The 15,304-nt window shown below is 66.7% G+C and carries 9 protein-coding genes; all 9 read right to left on the bottom strand.

Translation table 11 applies throughout. The features are described 5' to 3' along the window. Nucleotides 1-97 precede the first annotated feature (97 nt). The 9 genes from ACOGI8_RS06535 to ACOGI8_RS06495 all read right to left on the bottom strand — a co-directional run bounded on the left by ACOGI8_RS06535 (nt 98) and on the right by ACOGI8_RS06495 (nt 15,277). On the bottom strand, nt 98-1,399 hold the full coding sequence (locus ACOGI8_RS06535) for an ATP-binding protein (protein WP_419856068.1): 1,302 nt from the start codon (nt 1,397-1,399) through the stop codon (nt 98-100). A 206-nt stretch (nt 1,400-1,605) separates the two neighbouring features. Beyond that, on the bottom strand, nt 1,606-1,917 hold the full coding sequence (locus tag ACOGI8_RS06530; RefSeq protein ID WP_419856067.1) for a hypothetical protein: 312 nt from the start codon (nt 1,915-1,917) through the stop codon (nt 1,606-1,608). 115 nt (nt 1,918-2,032) lie between these two features. Beyond that, complete coding sequence (locus ACOGI8_RS06525; protein ID WP_419856066.1) at nt 2,033-3,544, bottom strand: hypothetical protein; 1,512 nt, start codon at nt 3,542-3,544, stop codon at nt 2,033-2,035. 17 nt (nt 3,545-3,561) lie between these two features. Continuing rightward, entirely contained in the window at nt 3,562-6,873 is a 3,312-nt protein-coding gene (locus ACOGI8_RS06520; RefSeq protein ID WP_419856065.1) for a hypothetical protein, read from the bottom strand. After that, a complete protein-coding gene (locus ACOGI8_RS06515) occupies nt 6,870-8,159 on the bottom strand; it encodes an IS256 family transposase (protein WP_419855237.1) in 1,290 nt (429 codons plus the stop codon). The genes ACOGI8_RS06520 and ACOGI8_RS06515 overlap by 4 nt, the downstream gene beginning before the upstream one ends. A 36-nt stretch (nt 8,160-8,195) precedes the next feature. Further along, the gene (locus ACOGI8_RS06510) at nt 8,196-9,461 is read right to left on the bottom strand and encodes a hypothetical protein (RefSeq protein WP_419856064.1); all 1,266 of its coding nucleotides are present in this window, start codon (nt 9,459-9,461) and stop codon (nt 8,196-8,198) included. A gap of 15 nt (nt 9,462-9,476) precedes the next feature. Continuing rightward, complete coding sequence (locus tag ACOGI8_RS06505; protein WP_419856063.1) at nt 9,477-10,814, bottom strand: hypothetical protein; 1,338 nt, start codon at nt 10,812-10,814, stop codon at nt 9,477-9,479. Between the two features lie 9 nt (nt 10,815-10,823). Next, the gene (locus tag ACOGI8_RS06500) at nt 10,824-13,991 is read right to left on the bottom strand and encodes a hypothetical protein (RefSeq protein WP_419856062.1); all 3,168 of its coding nucleotides are present in this window, start codon (nt 13,989-13,991) and stop codon (nt 10,824-10,826) included. After that, on the bottom strand, nt 13,988-15,277 hold the full coding sequence (locus ACOGI8_RS06495) for an IS256 family transposase (protein WP_419855237.1): 1,290 nt from the start codon (nt 15,275-15,277) through the stop codon (nt 13,988-13,990). The genes ACOGI8_RS06500 and ACOGI8_RS06495 overlap by 4 nt, the downstream gene beginning before the upstream one ends. Between the last annotated feature and the right edge of the window lie 27 nt (nt 15,278-15,304).

The raw sequence follows: 15,304 nt of genomic DNA, 5'->3' as shown, positions 1-15,304 counted from the left end.
CACGTAGCACTCATATCGGGTGGGATGTGGGTTTCCGACTGGCGTGGGTCTGATTCAGCGTTTGGTGTTTCCTGGGACGCTTGCGCAATCTGGGGGGCTAGGTGTCGCTGAGACGGTCGGTCGTCCACAGGCGCGAGACGGGCAGGGCGAGGATGCGGTCGTCGAGGCGGTAGGCGCGTGCGCCGGTGTGCAGCACCACGCCGCACACGAAGTCGTCGGGGGCCTTGTCCTGCAGCCAGAGGAGATGTCGGGCGTCGTGACGGTCTGCTTGGGGGGCGGACTTGACCTCGACAGCGACGAATCGGCCGTCGAGGGATTCGGCGACGATGTCCACTTCAGGGCCGCCGCGTTCGCGCAGGTGGTGCAGGCGCACTTCGTCGGTGAGCCAAGACGCCTGCCGATGCAATTCGTTGACGACGAACGACTCGAGGAGCTGTCCCCGCGCTGTGTCGGTGGGTCGGGCCAGTGAGCGGGGGTCGCGGCCGAGCAAGTGTGCGGCAAGCCCGCTGTCGGTGAGGTGCGCCTTGGGCCGGCGGATGATTTTGGCCGACAGGTTGCGCGACCAAGCGGGAACGAGCAGCACCAGGTAGGTCATCTGGAGGTAGCCCAGATAGGCCTCCATGGTGTCCCGGCTGCCCAGGTCGCTGGCGCGCAGCAGGCTCGCCGTGACCAGTTCGCCTGATGTGCGCGCAGCCAGCAGCGCGAGCAGCTTGGGCAGTTCGCGCACGCGGCGCGCGCCGGTCAGATCCTTGATGTCGCGCTGGGTGACGGTGCGCACATAGTCGCGAAACCACGCTCCGCGCATCCGCGGCGCCATCAGCGCCGGTTCGGGGAAGCCGCCCGCGCAGATGCGCTCGAGGTAGTCCGCTAGGCCCAGCGATGACGGCTCGGCATCGAGCAGCAGGTCCGGGTCGGCGAACGCCGCTTCGAGAAAGCCGTCCGGCGCCCCTCCAAGCTCGCCTTGGGTGAACGGCCACAGCTCCAACAGAGCCGCTCGCCCAGCCAGCGACTCCGAGATGCTCGGCACGGTCAGAAAATCGGCCGACCCGTTGAGCAGGAACTGCCCACGGCCGGCGTCGTCGTCGACGATGCTCTTGATCGCGCGTATCAGCGGCTCCCCCGCCCGCTGCACCTCGTCGATAGCCCGCGGGGTGTCCCCGAACGCCGCGAAGCCCGCCGGGTCTTCCAAGGCAGCCCGCAGGGTCGCCTCGTGGTCCAAGCGGGCGAACGTGCCCGCACCGTCGAGCGTCCGCCGCACCAGCGTGGTCTTGCCCGCCTGGCGCGCACCGCTGACCACCACCACCCGGAAGCTCGACAGCGCCTGCCGAATGACCGGCTCAAGGCGCCGCGGCAACTCGTCCATACCGGAGAACTCGCCTTCCCGGCCCCTTACTTGCATATTCGTCGAAACGTTATCAGTAATTTCGTCTTAGCATTACAACAATTTTTGTTGCTACTTTGTTAGCAGTTTTGTCCACTGCATCCCCATACATCCATCGAATCGTTCTCAATCGAACTGATCGAACAGGGCGCGACGGACATCGTCGAGATGCCGATCTCCAAAATCGTCCCCCTGAGCGCCTTCCCTGCTCCCGCGGGGCGGCCTCAAGATGCGAGCTTGTCCAGCTTGCTGGCGATTCCCTCCAAGAGCGCGCTGTGGCCGCTCAGCGTTTCGCTGACGCCACGCTGCGACCGCTCCAGCTCCCTCTGCGAGTCCTCAAGCCGGCCCAGACGCTCATTCGTCTCGCGCTGCGAGTCCTCAAGCCGGCCCAAACGCTCATTCGTCTCGCCCTGCGACCGCTCCAGCTCTTTCTGCGAGTCCTCGATGCGCTGCAGCGACCTTCGCTGAACCGCAAAGGTCTCGTCGAGCATCTCGCCCACCGAGGGCATTCCCTGCGGCGCCGGTTCATCGCTCATGACCCCAGCGTAACCACCACCGGCCATGCCTCTGCAAGCGATTTTCGGATCATCCGGTCGCGATGCGCCATACGGCGCGGTTCACGACCGATGCCGATGACGACTTGAGCGGCGCTCACTCAGCAGCCCGGGCCGGGTCTGCGGTGCCGATCCACAATATGAACCCGCCCTCGACCAAGCCATCCGCCTCGTGTCCGTCTCGTTCGTAGAAGTCGGCTCTGGTCCTGTAGGTGCCCTGCGCGCCTTCGGCGAACCTGGTGTCGGTCGCGACGTCGGCGTGCACATCGAAGCGCACAGACATCGTCGATGTCGTGAGGTCCTCCGAGCCCGACAGAGCACGTATGTCGGTGGGCGATACGTCAGGGAAGAACATTTCGTCGAAGGGGCCCCATGCGGGAGTGTCGAGGATCGCTGCTGGGCCTACCTCGATCACCCGGCCGAAACCGTCGTACACCACGCCGTAGGCACGCAGATCCGGCACTGCGAGGCGCTCGAGATCGTCGGCCAGGCTCCGGTGCGACCCGGGCGGCTCGATCGGCGCGACGGTCCACGACACCGTGCCCACCGACACCGAGCCGGGATCTGTGTCGGCGACAACGTGCCGATAGCGGTCGCGGACCGCGTCCGGCATCGCACGCCGCGCGAGCTCCCCAACCCACAGCTTCAATTGGCCGCCGGACATTTCGGCGAACGCCCGCGACGGGTCCGCGTGCCACGACATGTCCGCGGTGACGGCGATGTCGATCGCCTCCGGGTCCCCCGAACCGGCCCAGCCCGCGATCTCGAACGGGACAACCTCGCCGGGCTGGATCGACAGCGGCCATCTGAACTCCCGGCCGCCCGCGGCAATCGTCACCTCGTAGGCCCACAGCCGACGCGACCGGTTGCGCACCAGACCCCGCAGCACACCCTCACGCACCGCAACCGTCTCGGGCAGCACCTGCACCTCATCGGCCGGTAGGTGCGCAGGAGCAGACTCCAACCTCGGCCCCGGATAGCCGTGCAGCTCGCTGTCAACGAAGCCCATCACGTACGCGAACTCCGGCGGGCCGCCCTTGCGCCGCAGCGCCGCCTCACGCGTGCGCCGGTCCGCCACCCAAGACTCAGCAGCCGGCCGCTGCGCGAAGTACTCACGCGCTCTTTCTGTCCACGCTCCTCGCGCCACCGCCAAGAACCGACCCGCAGTGCAGCCTTGGTGCCATCGCCGCGCGGTGTCGTACCCGTACCAGTACGCCAACGACGAGAAATCAGCCCCGTCATGAAACGAAGCCTCGGTCCTCCCGCACATGTCGAACACCCGAAACAAACCCACCCCGCCGTGCGGCAAATCCAGCAGCGGCCCGGGCAAGTCGCCAGCGCCGAGACTTCGCTGCAAACCCGTCGGCAGCGGACCGGCGCCGATCCACAGATCCTCGTCGCCGAAGGGCCCGCCTGCGTTCGCCGTGCGCGATGGACCGGTGGGCGCAGAGCCGCCGTCCTCTCCGCTGCTCGACGCTGATCGGCGCGCGGAGCCAGCATCCGAGGTCGACGGTGAACTCGGCCCCGAAGAGGTCGCCGACGCATCGGCCTGCGGGTCGCCCGGCGCAGCACTGCACCCCGTTGCCAACGCCAGCAGCACTACGACCACGGCTCCGCAGACGCGCCTCACAGCACACCGCCGGGCTGGGGCACGCCGCTGAACCCCATCTGGCTCGCGAACCTCACCTCGTCCACACCCAACCACCGGCACGATCCACGGGCCCCGGTCGCGAGCACCCACTCCGGCTCGTCGCAAACCCGCACTTCCAGCACCCAATCGTCGCTGGCCTGTTCAGGAGTCATCGCCCGGTCGAGACCACCGGCGGACCACAATCCCGCCCCCGCCTTCTTCTCGTTGCGCACGTTGACGTCTTGGGGAACCTCCTTGATCCATGTCTCGAACGCCCCCGATGTCGAATGGCGCGCCGGCTTCAGCACCGTCATGACCGGACCGGGGAACACTGCGAACCGCTTCACGTCATGGGTGAACGCCACGAAAGGTGCCGCCAGCGGGGACCTGAGCTCGTCTTCGTCCGCGACAAGCTCCTCTCGGTTCGGGAGATACGACCACGGATTCGACAGGCCCGCGCCGCCCTGAGGCCGCGTCGTGTCATACCAGAAGCAACCGAACGTGCTGACTAGCCCATGCAGCGCCGTCGCCGAATTCGCCCAACGACAACTGTGCTCAGTGACACCGCCGTCGGTGCTGTACTGGCCGACGTTACGGGCGACCGTCACATGCAGGTCATCCGAACCATCGATGTAGAGGTTGTCATAGGTATCAGCGCACTCGCTCGGTCGGCAGGCGAACCACTTCTGCGACATGTAGCGCTTCGCCTTCGCGAGGTTCGACGGGCAGAACTCCGTCACGAACTTCTCCGCGATTACCTCGCCACCCGAGTCCTGGTCCTGGCTGTCATATTCTCCGTTGAGGCCCAAGCCGGTGTCGGCGCGTTGCCCGTGGTTGAGCCTCCTCCAGTCAAGATCTCCTTCGTCGTCGAGCTGCCACCAGCCCACGCCGGGGTGGAAGAAGGCGCGTCGAGGTTCCCCCAACACGGTGTCATTCACATAGTTGTACAGATTGTCATCGCGCAGCTTGAAGGTGTCCTTGCGCCCGAGGACCATCGGCGACGGAGCCGCTGTGCCTGCCCTGCCAGCACCAACCTCATGGAAGCCGATGGACAGCATGAACGCAGCCAGCTTGTTCGCCGACAAACCGCAGGACGGCCTGCGAGCCACCGCAGCTTCGGCGGTTGCGAGGATGCCGTTGAGTGTGCCCGGGGTTACTCGATAGGCGCTTCCGCTCTTGTCCTTCTGGGTGACGGTGTTGGGTAGGCACAGCACGTTGTTGTTGATGCTGGGCGTCTCTCCTGATGGGCATTGGGCGGTGAGGGTGACGGGCCCGAGGAGCTGTTCGGTGGCGGTGTTGTGGCGGACGCGGACCCAGAGGTCCTCGTGGGTGTGGACGAGCTTCGGTGTGAGGGTGATGGTGGCGGTGCCGTAGGTGCTGCCCGCTCTGGCGACGATGGCGGGTTGCAGTTCTTCGTTCGCGGCGGATTTGACGGCGATCTGCGCCCCGGGCGGCCAATAATGGAAGGTGATGGGCTTCGCCGTTCCGACGGTGGCGGTGTAGCTGTCTTGCAGTCCTGATACGACCGCTTCGACGTCGAGGTTGTAGCTGCCGGCGGTTCGGGGTGTTTTGGTGGTGGCTTCGATGGTGTAGCGGCCGGGCTGGAGGAAGATGCCAGTCAGGCGGGCGTTCTTGTCGCGTCTGGTGCGGTCGTCGTTGCGCTCGATCGGGGTGCCGGTGTTGTTGTCATCCTTGAGCAGCACGAGGTAGGTGTCGAGCGCCTCGGCGTTGGCGGGGGCGTTGCCGAGGCTGATGGTGACCCAGCCGGGCGTGTCGAGGGTGAAGGTGTGCCGTTTGGCCCAGTGGGGTGCTTGGCGGGCGTAGAACACGCTGGTGATGGACCGCTTGCGGGCCTTGGCGACGCAGCCGTCGTCCGCGATATTGCCGCTGCTTGTGATGGTGCCGGTGGCCAGTGTGCCGAGGTGGGTCGAGCACGGCCGGCGGGCGGTCAAGGCGACCTGGCGTACGGCGTCCGCGTAGCCGGTGGCTTTACAGGTGACGGTGACTTCCAGGGTGGCGGGCACCGCGACCCGGCCGCTGAGCGTGCGGGCGTCGCCGATGCCTTTGGTGACCCTGGCTGTGGCGGGGTCGGCGGTGCATTTGGCGGTCGACGGCGTAACGGTGAAGCCGCGGGTGACCGGGACGGTGCCGGTGCCTTCGGCCGAGGTGTCTTCGAGGCCGGTGATCTGGACGGCGTCGGCGCAGACCACGGTCAGCCGGGCGGTCTTCTTCGCGGTGGTGCCTGCCAGCGTGGCTTTGGCGGTGGCGGTGCCGTTGGCGGTGCAGGCCAGATCGACGGTTGCGGTGCGCTTCCATGCGGCGATGCTGTTGTCGGGCCCGAAGGTCGGCGTCGCAGCACCCAGCCGGTGGCCTGTGGCGGTGATGGCGCCGGTGGTGCCCCAGGCGACCTCGACGCCGGGACCGGTGGCGGTGGCGTCGGCGGCGATGGTGACGGTGTTGCCGCGCCCGATCCTGCACCGATAAGCGGCATCGATGCCGCGGCGGGTCCTTGCGGTCTCGCATTCGCCGCCGCTGGTGGCGGTGCGCGCCGTGATGGAGGTGAGCGCGCCGGCGTGGGTGAGGGTGGCCTGCTGGCGGGCGGGCCCGCGGCCCGCAGCGCTGCAGGTGACCGTCACCGCAACCGGCCCGGGGGCGTCGAGGGTCGCGGACACAGTGCGCCGCCTGCCGCTACCCGCCGCGACCGACGCCGCGTCGGGTGTCGCTGTGCAGGCGGCGGTCGACGGCGACACCGTGAACGGCTCGGACACCGTCACCGCGCCCGTTCCCGCCCCGGAGGCGTCGGTGAGGCCGCTGATGCGCACCGGGGAGCTGTACAGGGCGCGCACCCCCAGCCGGTAGCCGCCCACGGCCTCCGCTGCGGCGGTGGTGGCCTCGATCGTGTAGTCGCCCGCCCCCAGACGCAGGTTCCTCAGGCGGCTGTCGCTGCCGGGCCCTGAGTCGTCGTCGCTGTGCAGCACCGCGGCCGCTGCGGCGTCGTGGCCGCGGTACAGCACGACATAGGCATCCAGCGGCGCCGCGTCCGACGCAGCGGCAAGATCGACGCTGACCCGCGCCGCGGCGTCGAGCGTGAACGTGTGCCGACGCGCATAGAACGTGCCGCTCAGGCCGCGACCCGCCGACGTGCATCCCGCATCCGCGGCGACAGCGCCGTCGCGGGTGACGGTGACGCCGTGCACGAGACTGCCCAGCGAATCGTCGCAGTCCGCCGCCACGCCCGACAGCACCGCCGAGGCCGTCCCGTTGGGGACTGTCAGATTTTTTGTGTAACCGGCCGTGATGGTGTTCATCGGATGTGGTCGGCGATCCGGTCGCCGTAGTGGACGGTCAGGGTGTTCAGGATGGTCTTCCAGCCGTTGGTCTTTCCGGTCAGGTTGCTGCGGTTTTTGCGTCTGGCGTTGGCGACAAGGTAGAGGACCTTCATCGCGGCCTGCTCGTTGGGGAAGTGGCCTCGATGGCGCACGGCCCGTCGGAATCTGGCGTTGAGGCTCTCGATGGCGTTGGTGGTGTAGACGACTCTGCGCAGCTCAGCGGGGAACTCCAGGAACGGCACGAATTCGTCCCAGGCCTGCCGCCAGGAGCCGATCATGGCGGGGTAGGTGTGCTCCCAGTCCTCGGCGAAGCTCTCGAAGCGTGCCTCGGCGGCCTCGGCGGTGGGCGACGTGTAGATCTCCCGCATTGCCTTGGTGATCGGCCCCCAGTGCCGTTTGGAGGCGTAGCGGAGGCTGTTGCGGACCATGTGCACCACGCAGGTCTGCACCGTGGCCTGGGGCCAGGTCGCCCGGATCGACTCGGGCAGGCCCCGCAGCCCGTCGCAGCACACGATCAACGCGTCAGCGAGGCCTCGGTTTCTCAGCTCGGTCAGCATCGCTGCCCACTGCTTGGCGCCCTCGCCGCCTGCGGGGCCCAGCCACAGGCCCAGCACGTCGCGCTCGCCGGCGAGATCGACGCCGATGGCGACATAGACGGGCCGGTTGGCGACCTGGGAGTCGCGGACCTTGATGACGATCGCGTCGATCAGCAGCACGGCGTAGACCGGCTCAAGGGGCCGGTTCTGCCACACCGCCATGTCGGCGACGATCTCGTCGGTGATCTTCGAGATCGTCTCCCGGCTCACCGAGGTGTCGTAGATCTCTGCTAGATGGTCCTGGATCTCCCCGGTGGTGAGCCCCTTCGCATAGAGGCTGATCACGTTGCCCGACAGCCCGTCGAGACGGCGCCGGTGCTTGGGCACCGTGGTCGGCTCGAAGGTGCCCGCCCGGTCACGCGGCACCGCCAGGTCGACCTCGCCGATCTCGGTCGTCACCCGCTTGGGCGTCGACCCGTTGCGCGAGTTCGGGGTGCCGCGGCCCTCAGGAGCGTGACGCTCATAGCCCAGATGCTCGGTCATCTCGACCTCGAGACCGGTCTGGAGCACCTGGCGCACCAGCCCGGTCAACAGGCCACCGTCACCGGTCAGCTCCACGCCCTCAGCGCGGGCCTGGGCCACCAGCTGCTCGGCCCAGTCGGCCATCGCCGCCTCGCCGGCAGCCTCGCTCGCCGGCACAGCCGGCATGTCATGATCAGTCACAGACATGATCCTCTCCAGCCCACAGCCCCCGGCTGCGGACCCTCAGATCACGCCCGATACACAAAATTCCTGACAGGCCCTAGTCAACGCGATTGTGTGACGGTCTGGTGCCGTGATTGACGGCGCGAGCACCGACACTCCATTCGTTGCCCGAAACGCAAACGCGAGGTCTTCTGATCGTGCGTCGATTCTGGCGTTGGTGGGCCAGTAGGTGAAGTTGATGGTGGTTTGCTCGTCGACGGTGGCGTTGATGGTTTGGGGGAGGCCGTGGATGGGGATGGTGACGGTGAGGGTGTATGCCCCGGTGCTGGTGGTGCCGGTGGGTGTGGCGGCGGTGGTTTCGATGGTGTAGGTGCCGGCTTCGAGATACCGGCCTTGTATGTGTGCTGTGTTGCCGGTGCCGCTGTTGTCGTCTTGCTCGATGGTGGTGGGTGTGCCGTTGTCGGCGCCGATGAGCGCCAGGTAGGGGTCCAGGGGGCTGCCGGTTGTTTTGGCGAGGTCGATGTCGACCCAGGCGGGGGCGTCGAGGGTGAAGGTGTGCCAGCGCGCCCCGGGTCGGCCTGTGGGGGTGCCGCGGCGTGTGGACACGCAGGTGTCGGTGATGGTGCCGGTGCGTGTGTAGCGGCCCGCGGCCAGCGTGCCTAGGTCGTCGGTGCATGCCGCGGACGCGGCCGCTGTGGTGACCTGGAGCCGGTAGTTGCCGGTGCGGCGTTTGTTGGCGGTGGTGACCTCGATGGTGTAGTCGCCTGCGGGCAGCACCAGTGCGGCCAGGCGGGCGTCGCGGCGGGGCCCTGAGTTGTTGTCGCGGCCTGCCACGGTGCCGGTGCCGTCGCTGCTGTGGCCTTCCAGCAGCACCACATAGGCGTCGAGGCCGCGTCGTGTCGGCGAGCCGGCGTCGATGGTGATCTTCGTCGGGGCGGCCAGCGTGAAGGTGTGACGGCGCGCCCAGTACCGCTTGGCGTCGCCGCCGTCGCGCACACGCTGAGGCGAGGTGCACGCCGTATCGGCGGCGATCGTGCCGCTGCGCGTCACGCTGCCGACGCTCAGCGTTCCCAGCGGATCCCCGCAGCCGCCTGCTGCGGCGGCCGCGAACGTCGCTGTCGCCGTGGCGGGGTCGTGGCCGCTGTGGGTGCACGTGACCGTCACCACAGCAGACGCCCCCACACCGACACTCAACTGCACAGCGCGCACCCCGCCCACACCAGCCGACACGACCGGCGTGCCGCCTCCGGTGCGGCTCAGCGCGGCCACGCCAGCCCGGTGCTGTACGACAGCGTCGATCTGCCGACGCAAGTGCAGACTGCCCATCGACCTACCACAGACTCACTCGTGGATGCCGCCGATCCACAGCAGGTAGCCATCAAGGAAGGGGTCGCGTGGGTCCGCCGCAAACGCGAGGTTGACGGTGCCAGCATGGACGGCTCTGGAGTAGAGGTGGACCTCGAAGGGACGTATCCTCGAGTGGCCATCCGAATCGACGAAATCGTCGTATTCAGAGAGAATGAGCTGGTCGATATCAGCGATGCTGCCGTCGCTGCGAACCCAAGCGACATATGCCGCTACCGGAAACGTCTCCAAGTTCCTTGTTGGTTCCGCGAGGCTTGGGTGCGATGAGGCGACTACATCGTTCGCGGTCAGGAACGTGGCTACCTCGGTCTCGGCTGGGAACTCGGCGATCACGCTGCGCGGCAAGTAGGTCGCGAAATCCTGCCTCGCTATGACACCGCGCTGCCACATCTCGTGGAACTGGAATTGCCGCGACAGGTCCACGTCAGTCGACATCTCCGCAGAGACGACGAGTTCTGTCATCTGTGGAATCTCGTCGGATCTCCACCCCTGAATCTCGAAAGGTGCCAGTTCGCCAGGTTGCACCGACAACGGCCACTCCCACGCTAGGTCACCAACAGCAACCTCAACCCGATACGCGAAGTGGGTTGCCGACCGGTTGCGGACTAAGCCACGCAAGACTCCTGCGTTGGCGCTCACCGATCCGGGGATAACGCGCAGATCTTCTGCACCCGCCGTTACGCCGGTGCCGTAGCTTGCCGTTCCCATGGTTCCGCTGTGGAACCCCAACGGCGAGCCAATCGACGGATTCTCGTGCCAACCGACGCCTAGGCGGCGTTGAAGATCCTCGCCATAGATGACGGCCTGGTGCCGACTCTCGAAGAACTGAAGCTCCCCGCCGAACGGCGGGACATATGCGTAGCGGCCCTTCATCACGACCGGGCCAGAGCCACGGCAGCCCAAGGCGTATTGAGTCTCTGTGACGACTTGGACGATGTCGGACTCCGCAGGCATATCGCGGGCACCCGAGAAGGCCGCAACGGCATCTTCCGTGACGCACAGGTCGAGGATCTCGCCGATGGCCTCGCTGAGCACCGTGAAGGTCGTTGCCCTGAGGGGCCCGGTAGCGTCTGTCCATGCGATCCCTGCTCTCGTGCCGTCGATTTCTCCCGGTGCAAGCGAACCGGTACTTGGCGTCAGCCGCCACCGACTTCGGTCATCGAAGATCATTGAGGGCAGATCAGTCTTGATGGGAGCTGAATCTGGCGTCTCGACCGTCTTAGCACGAGGCACGACAAACCATAAGCACAGCCCGCCCGCCACGACCGTGGCCGCGGCAACGACGGACAGGAAGGAACGCCGACGAAAGAACATGTGGCAGCCTCAGCGGCCTCTTTGGGGAGCGATACGTGTGCCAAAACTGCCACCCACCGATCCTGAGTCGGCATTGACACTGACCCAATCGCACAACGGGAAATAGGAACGCGCACGACGGATACAGATCAGCATCTCCAGTTGGAGCCCGTCGAAATGATCGTTCTCGTGCCATGTCGTGTGCGTTATTCGGCGAACTTGGAACATCTTCTCCGTCGTAGCATCTCTGCCAGGACGAGGGTTCAGGGGAACCCGCTTGATCAGCGTTTTGGTTGAACCCGGCAGCAACGACTTCGGAAAAACGGCAAACCTACCCTTTTGGTAATTCAGAGAAACAAACGGTGCCGCATACGGACTGCTCTTGTCCATCCAGTCCTCACGGGCCGCTTTGGACTTATGCCCGTATGGCAAGCTGTTATGCACGGCTCCTTCCGGATGTGCCGTGTCGTAGAAGTAGCACGCAAGAGGGGCAGTAGGCGACCGACCGTCTTGGGTATTCCATCTGCAATTCCGGGCTAAGGCACCGCCGATGGTGCTGTCATCGTCCGCATTGGCGCTGACCCGCACGAACAGATCATCGTTGTGGAGCATCAGGTTCTTCTTCGTTATCCAGCAGAGGTTCTCCTCACCGAGGTGCCTACACGCGTGCCACTGTTTGGACATCAGATTGGTCAACTCCTTGAGCGAAGGCTCCGGGAGCGGCGCTGATGACGGCCCGCAATACGCGTTGAGTAACACTTGGGCGACCCGGAGAGCCCCGAACCGAGTGGATGCCCGCTGGCCGTGATTCAGGTCTGTCGAACTGAACTTATCGATCTGCCACATTCCCACACCGGGGTGCCAGAACGCCCGCGATGGGCCATCGGTAAGCGAGTCGTTCGAGTACAGCCGCGAATTGTCTTCACCTGCGCCGACAGGCGTCCATTTGTGGTCTTTGCGCGACAGCGTCATCAGCGATCTCGCGTCGTAACGGGCGTTCTCACGTTCGAACTCCTTGCCGTTGTCGTCGACCGGGCCGTCGTCATCGCCGTTCTCATTCGTGTCAACCCAGACCTTGTTGGGTATTTCCCGGAATCCGATACCCAAAAGAAGCGCCGTCAGCTCATGTACGGTGATGCCGCAAGTCGTGCCGTACGGATTGAGCGCCCGCGCAGATGCGTGGCTGATACCTCTAAGGGCACCCGGCGTCACTAGGTACGGACCCCGGTATTTGACACCGCTGCTTGGATCGGGCACCACCTCATGAAGCTTCGCTGGCAGCGGTTGAGTCCTAGGATTCACGCACAGGATCCCATTGACCTCACTCAGTACTTTGCCATCCGGACAGCCAGCGCCAAGTCCTGAAGGGAACACCCTGGTGGACGTCGCCGAAGGCGAGGAACTGCGCTGATAAAACCTAGAAGAAGTTTCGCCGTTCGCAGCCGAACTGGTGGTCAACAACACCGAGACCGAGTGCTGTTTCACGACCGTCGGCGTAGCGGTGACCGATCCCTTTCCATTTCGTCCCGCTGGTTCTGTCAGTAGTTCCGCCGACTGTGCGTCGATTCTTGCGTTGGTGGGCCAGTAGGTGAAGTTGATGGTGGTTTGCTCGTCGACGGTGGCGTCGTATGACTGGGCGAGGCCGTGGATGGGCACGGTGACGGTGAGGGTGTAGTCGCCGGCGGCGGTGGTGCCGGTCGCAGCTGTGCCGGTGGTTTCGATGGTGTAGGTGCCGGCTTCGAGATACCGGCCTTGTATGTGTGCTGTGTTGCCGGTGCCGCTGTTGTCGTCTTGTTCGATGGTGGTGGGTGTGCCGTTGTCGGTGCCGATGAGCGCCAGGTAGGGGTCCAGGGGGCTGCCGGTTGTTTTGGCGAGGTCGATGTCGACCCAGGCGGGGGCGTCGAGGGTGAAGGTGTGCCAGCGCGCCCCGGGTCGGCCTGTGGGGGTGCCGCGGCGTGTGGACACGCAGGTGTCGGTGATGGTGCCGGTGCGTGTGTAGCGGCCCGCGGCCAGCGTGCCTAGGTCGTCGGTGCATGCCGCGGACGCGGCCGCTGTGGTGACCTGGAGCCGGTAGTTGCCGGTGCGGCGTTTGTTGGCGGTGGTGACCTCGATGGTGTAGTCGCCTGCGGGCAGCACCAGTGCGGCCAGGCGGGCGTCGCGGCGGGGCCCTGAGTTGTTGTCGCGGCCTGCCACGGTGCCGGTGCCGTCGCTGCTGTGGCCTTCCAGCAGCACCACATAGGCGTCGAGGCCGCGTCGTGTCGGCGAGCCGGCGTCGATGGTGATCTTCGTCGGGGCGGCCAGCGTGAAGGTGTGACGGCGCGCCCAGTACCGCTTGGCGTCGCCGCCGTCGCGCACACGCTGAGGCGAGGTGCACGCCGTATCGGCGGCGATCGTGCCGCTGCGCGTCACGCTGCCGACGCTCAGCGTTCCCAGCGGATCCCCGCAGCCGCCTGCTGCGGCGGCCGCGAACGTCGCTGTCGCCGTGGCGGGGTCGTGGCCGCTGTGGGTGCACGTGACCGTCACCACAGCAGACGCCCCCACACCGACACTCAACTGCACAGCGCGCACCCCGCCCACACCAGCCGACACGACCGGCGTGCCCGCGGTGGCTGTCGCGGTGCACTGCGCGGCGGCGGGCGTGACCGCGAACGTGTCCGACACGGCCACCGTCGCAGTGCCCGCAGCAACCGTGTCGTCGAGACCGCCGATGCGCACCTGCTGCCCGCAGGCGACATCGAGACGGGTCACATAGTCGGCCGCGCCCGGCAGGGCTGTCGTGACCGTCGCAGCGCCGCCGGCGGTGCAGCTCAGCGTCGCGGTGCCGGTGCGCCGCCAGCCGTTCAGCGATCCTCCCGGCGCGATCAGCGGAACAGTACGCCGGGCTTGTGCGCTGTGCACAACGCGCACCGCGCCGCTGGCGTCCCATCCCAGCGACGGCCCGTTGACGTTTGCGTCCGCCGCGACCGACACCACCAGATCGGCGCCGCGCGTCGCCGTGCACCCGTACGCCGCGTCCGCGCCCGCAGGCAGCGGCGACGACGACACGGCACACGACCCGCCCGAGGTCGCGGTGACCGTCACCGAGGTCACCCGCGGCACCACCACGGCCAGATCGACTTCTTCGGTTCCGTCGGCGCGCCCGTCCGCGGTGCAGGGGACTGTCAGATTTTTTGTGTAACCGGCCGTGATGGTGTTCATCGGATGTGGTCGGCGATCCGGTCGCCGTAGTGGACGGTCAGGGTGTTCAGGATGGTCTTCCAGCCGTTGGTCTTTCCGGTCAGGTTGCTGCGGTTTTTGCGTCTGGCGTTGGCGACAAGGTAGAGGACCTTCATCGCGGCCTGCTCGTTGGGGAAGTGGCCTCGATGGCGCACGGCCCGTCGGAATCTGGCGTTGAGGCTCTCGATGGCGTTGGTGGTGTAGACGACTCTGCGCAGCTCAGCGGGGAACTCCAGGAACGGCACGAATTCGTCCCAGGCCTGCCGCCAGGAGCCGATCATGGCGGGGTAGGTGTGCTCCCAGTCCTCGGCGAAGCTCTCGAAGCGTGCCTCGGCGGCCTCGGCGGTGGGCGACGTGTAGATCTCCCGCATTGCCTTGGTGATCGGCCCCCAGTGCCGTTTGGAGGCGTAGCGGAGGCTGTTGCGGACCATGTGCACCACGCAGGTCTGCACCGTGGCCTGGGGCCAGGTCGCCCGGATCGACTCGGGCAGGCCCCGCAGCCCGTCGCAGCACACGATCAACGCGTCAGCGAGGCCTCGGTTTCTCAGCTCGGTCAGCATCGCTGCCCACTGCTTGGCGCCCTCGCCGCCTGCGGGGCCCAGCCACAGGCCCAGCACGTCGCGCTCGCCGGCGAGATCGACGCCGATGGCGACATAGACGGGCCGGTTGGCGACCTGGGAGTCGCGGACCTTGATGACGATCGCGTCGATCAGCAGCACGGCGTAGACCGGCTCAAGGGGCCGGTTCTGCCACACCGCCATGTCGGCGACGATCTCGTCGGTGATCTTCGAGATCGTCTCCCGGCTCACCGAGGTGTCGTAGATCTCTGCTAGATGGTCCTGGATCTCCCCGGTGGTGAGCCCCTTCGCATAGAGGCTGATCACGTTGCCCGACAGCCCGTCGAGACGGCGCCGGTGCTTGGGCACCGTGGTCGGCTCGAAGGTGCCCGCCCGGTCACGCGGCACCGCCAGGTCGACCTCGCCGATCTCGGTCGTCACCCGCTTGGGCGTCGACCCGTTGCGCGAGTTCGGGGTGCCGCGGCCCTCAGGAGCGTGACGCTCATAGCCCAGATGCTCGGTCATCTCGACCTCGAGACCGGTCTGGAGCACCTGGCGCACCAGCCCGGTCAACAGGCCACCGTCACCGGTCAGCTCCACGCCCTCAGCGCGGGCCTGGGCCACCAGCTGCTCGGCCCAGTCGGCCATCGCCGCCTCGCCGGCAGCCTCGCTCGCCGGCACAGCCGGCATGTCATGATCAGTCACAGACATGATCCTCTCCAGCCCACAGCCCCCGGC

The organism is Candidatus Poriferisodalis sp. (genome assembly GCF_965204195.1).
Taxonomy (GTDB): domain Bacteria; phylum Actinomycetota; class Acidimicrobiia; order Acidimicrobiales; family Poriferisodalaceae; genus Poriferisodalis.
The sequence above is the reverse complement of the archived record's forward strand: the minus strand, read 5'-3'. Positions and strand labels throughout refer to the sequence as shown.

What these genes read in the sequence shown, in the direction of transcription:
- ACOGI8_RS06535 (WP_419856068.1), bottom strand. Translation starts at nt 1,399, where the DNA reads ATGCAAGTAAGGGGCCGGGAAGGCGAGTTCTCCGGTATGGACGAGTTG.
- ACOGI8_RS06530 (WP_419856067.1), bottom strand. Translation starts at nt 1,917, where the DNA reads ATGAGCGATGAACCGGCGCCGCAGGGAATGCCCTCGGTGGGCGAGATG.
- ACOGI8_RS06520 (WP_419856065.1), bottom strand. Translation starts at nt 6,873, where the DNA reads ATGAACACCATCACGGCCGGTTACACAAAAAATCTGACAGTCCCCAAC.
- ACOGI8_RS06515 (WP_419855237.1), bottom strand. Translation starts at nt 8,159, where the DNA reads ATGTCTGTGACTGATCATGACATGCCGGCTGTGCCGGCGAGCGAGGCT.
- ACOGI8_RS06510 (WP_419856064.1), bottom strand. Translation starts at nt 9,461, where the DNA reads ATGGGCAGTCTGCACTTGCGTCGGCAGATCGACGCTGTCGTACAGCAC.
- ACOGI8_RS06505 (WP_419856063.1), bottom strand. Translation starts at nt 10,814, where the DNA reads ATGTTCTTTCGTCGGCGTTCCTTCCTGTCCGTCGTTGCCGCGGCCACG.
- ACOGI8_RS06500 (WP_419856062.1), bottom strand. Translation starts at nt 13,991, where the DNA reads ATGAACACCATCACGGCCGGTTACACAAAAAATCTGACAGTCCCCTGC.
- ACOGI8_RS06495 (WP_419855237.1), bottom strand. Translation starts at nt 15,277, where the DNA reads ATGTCTGTGACTGATCATGACATGCCGGCTGTGCCGGCGAGCGAGGCT.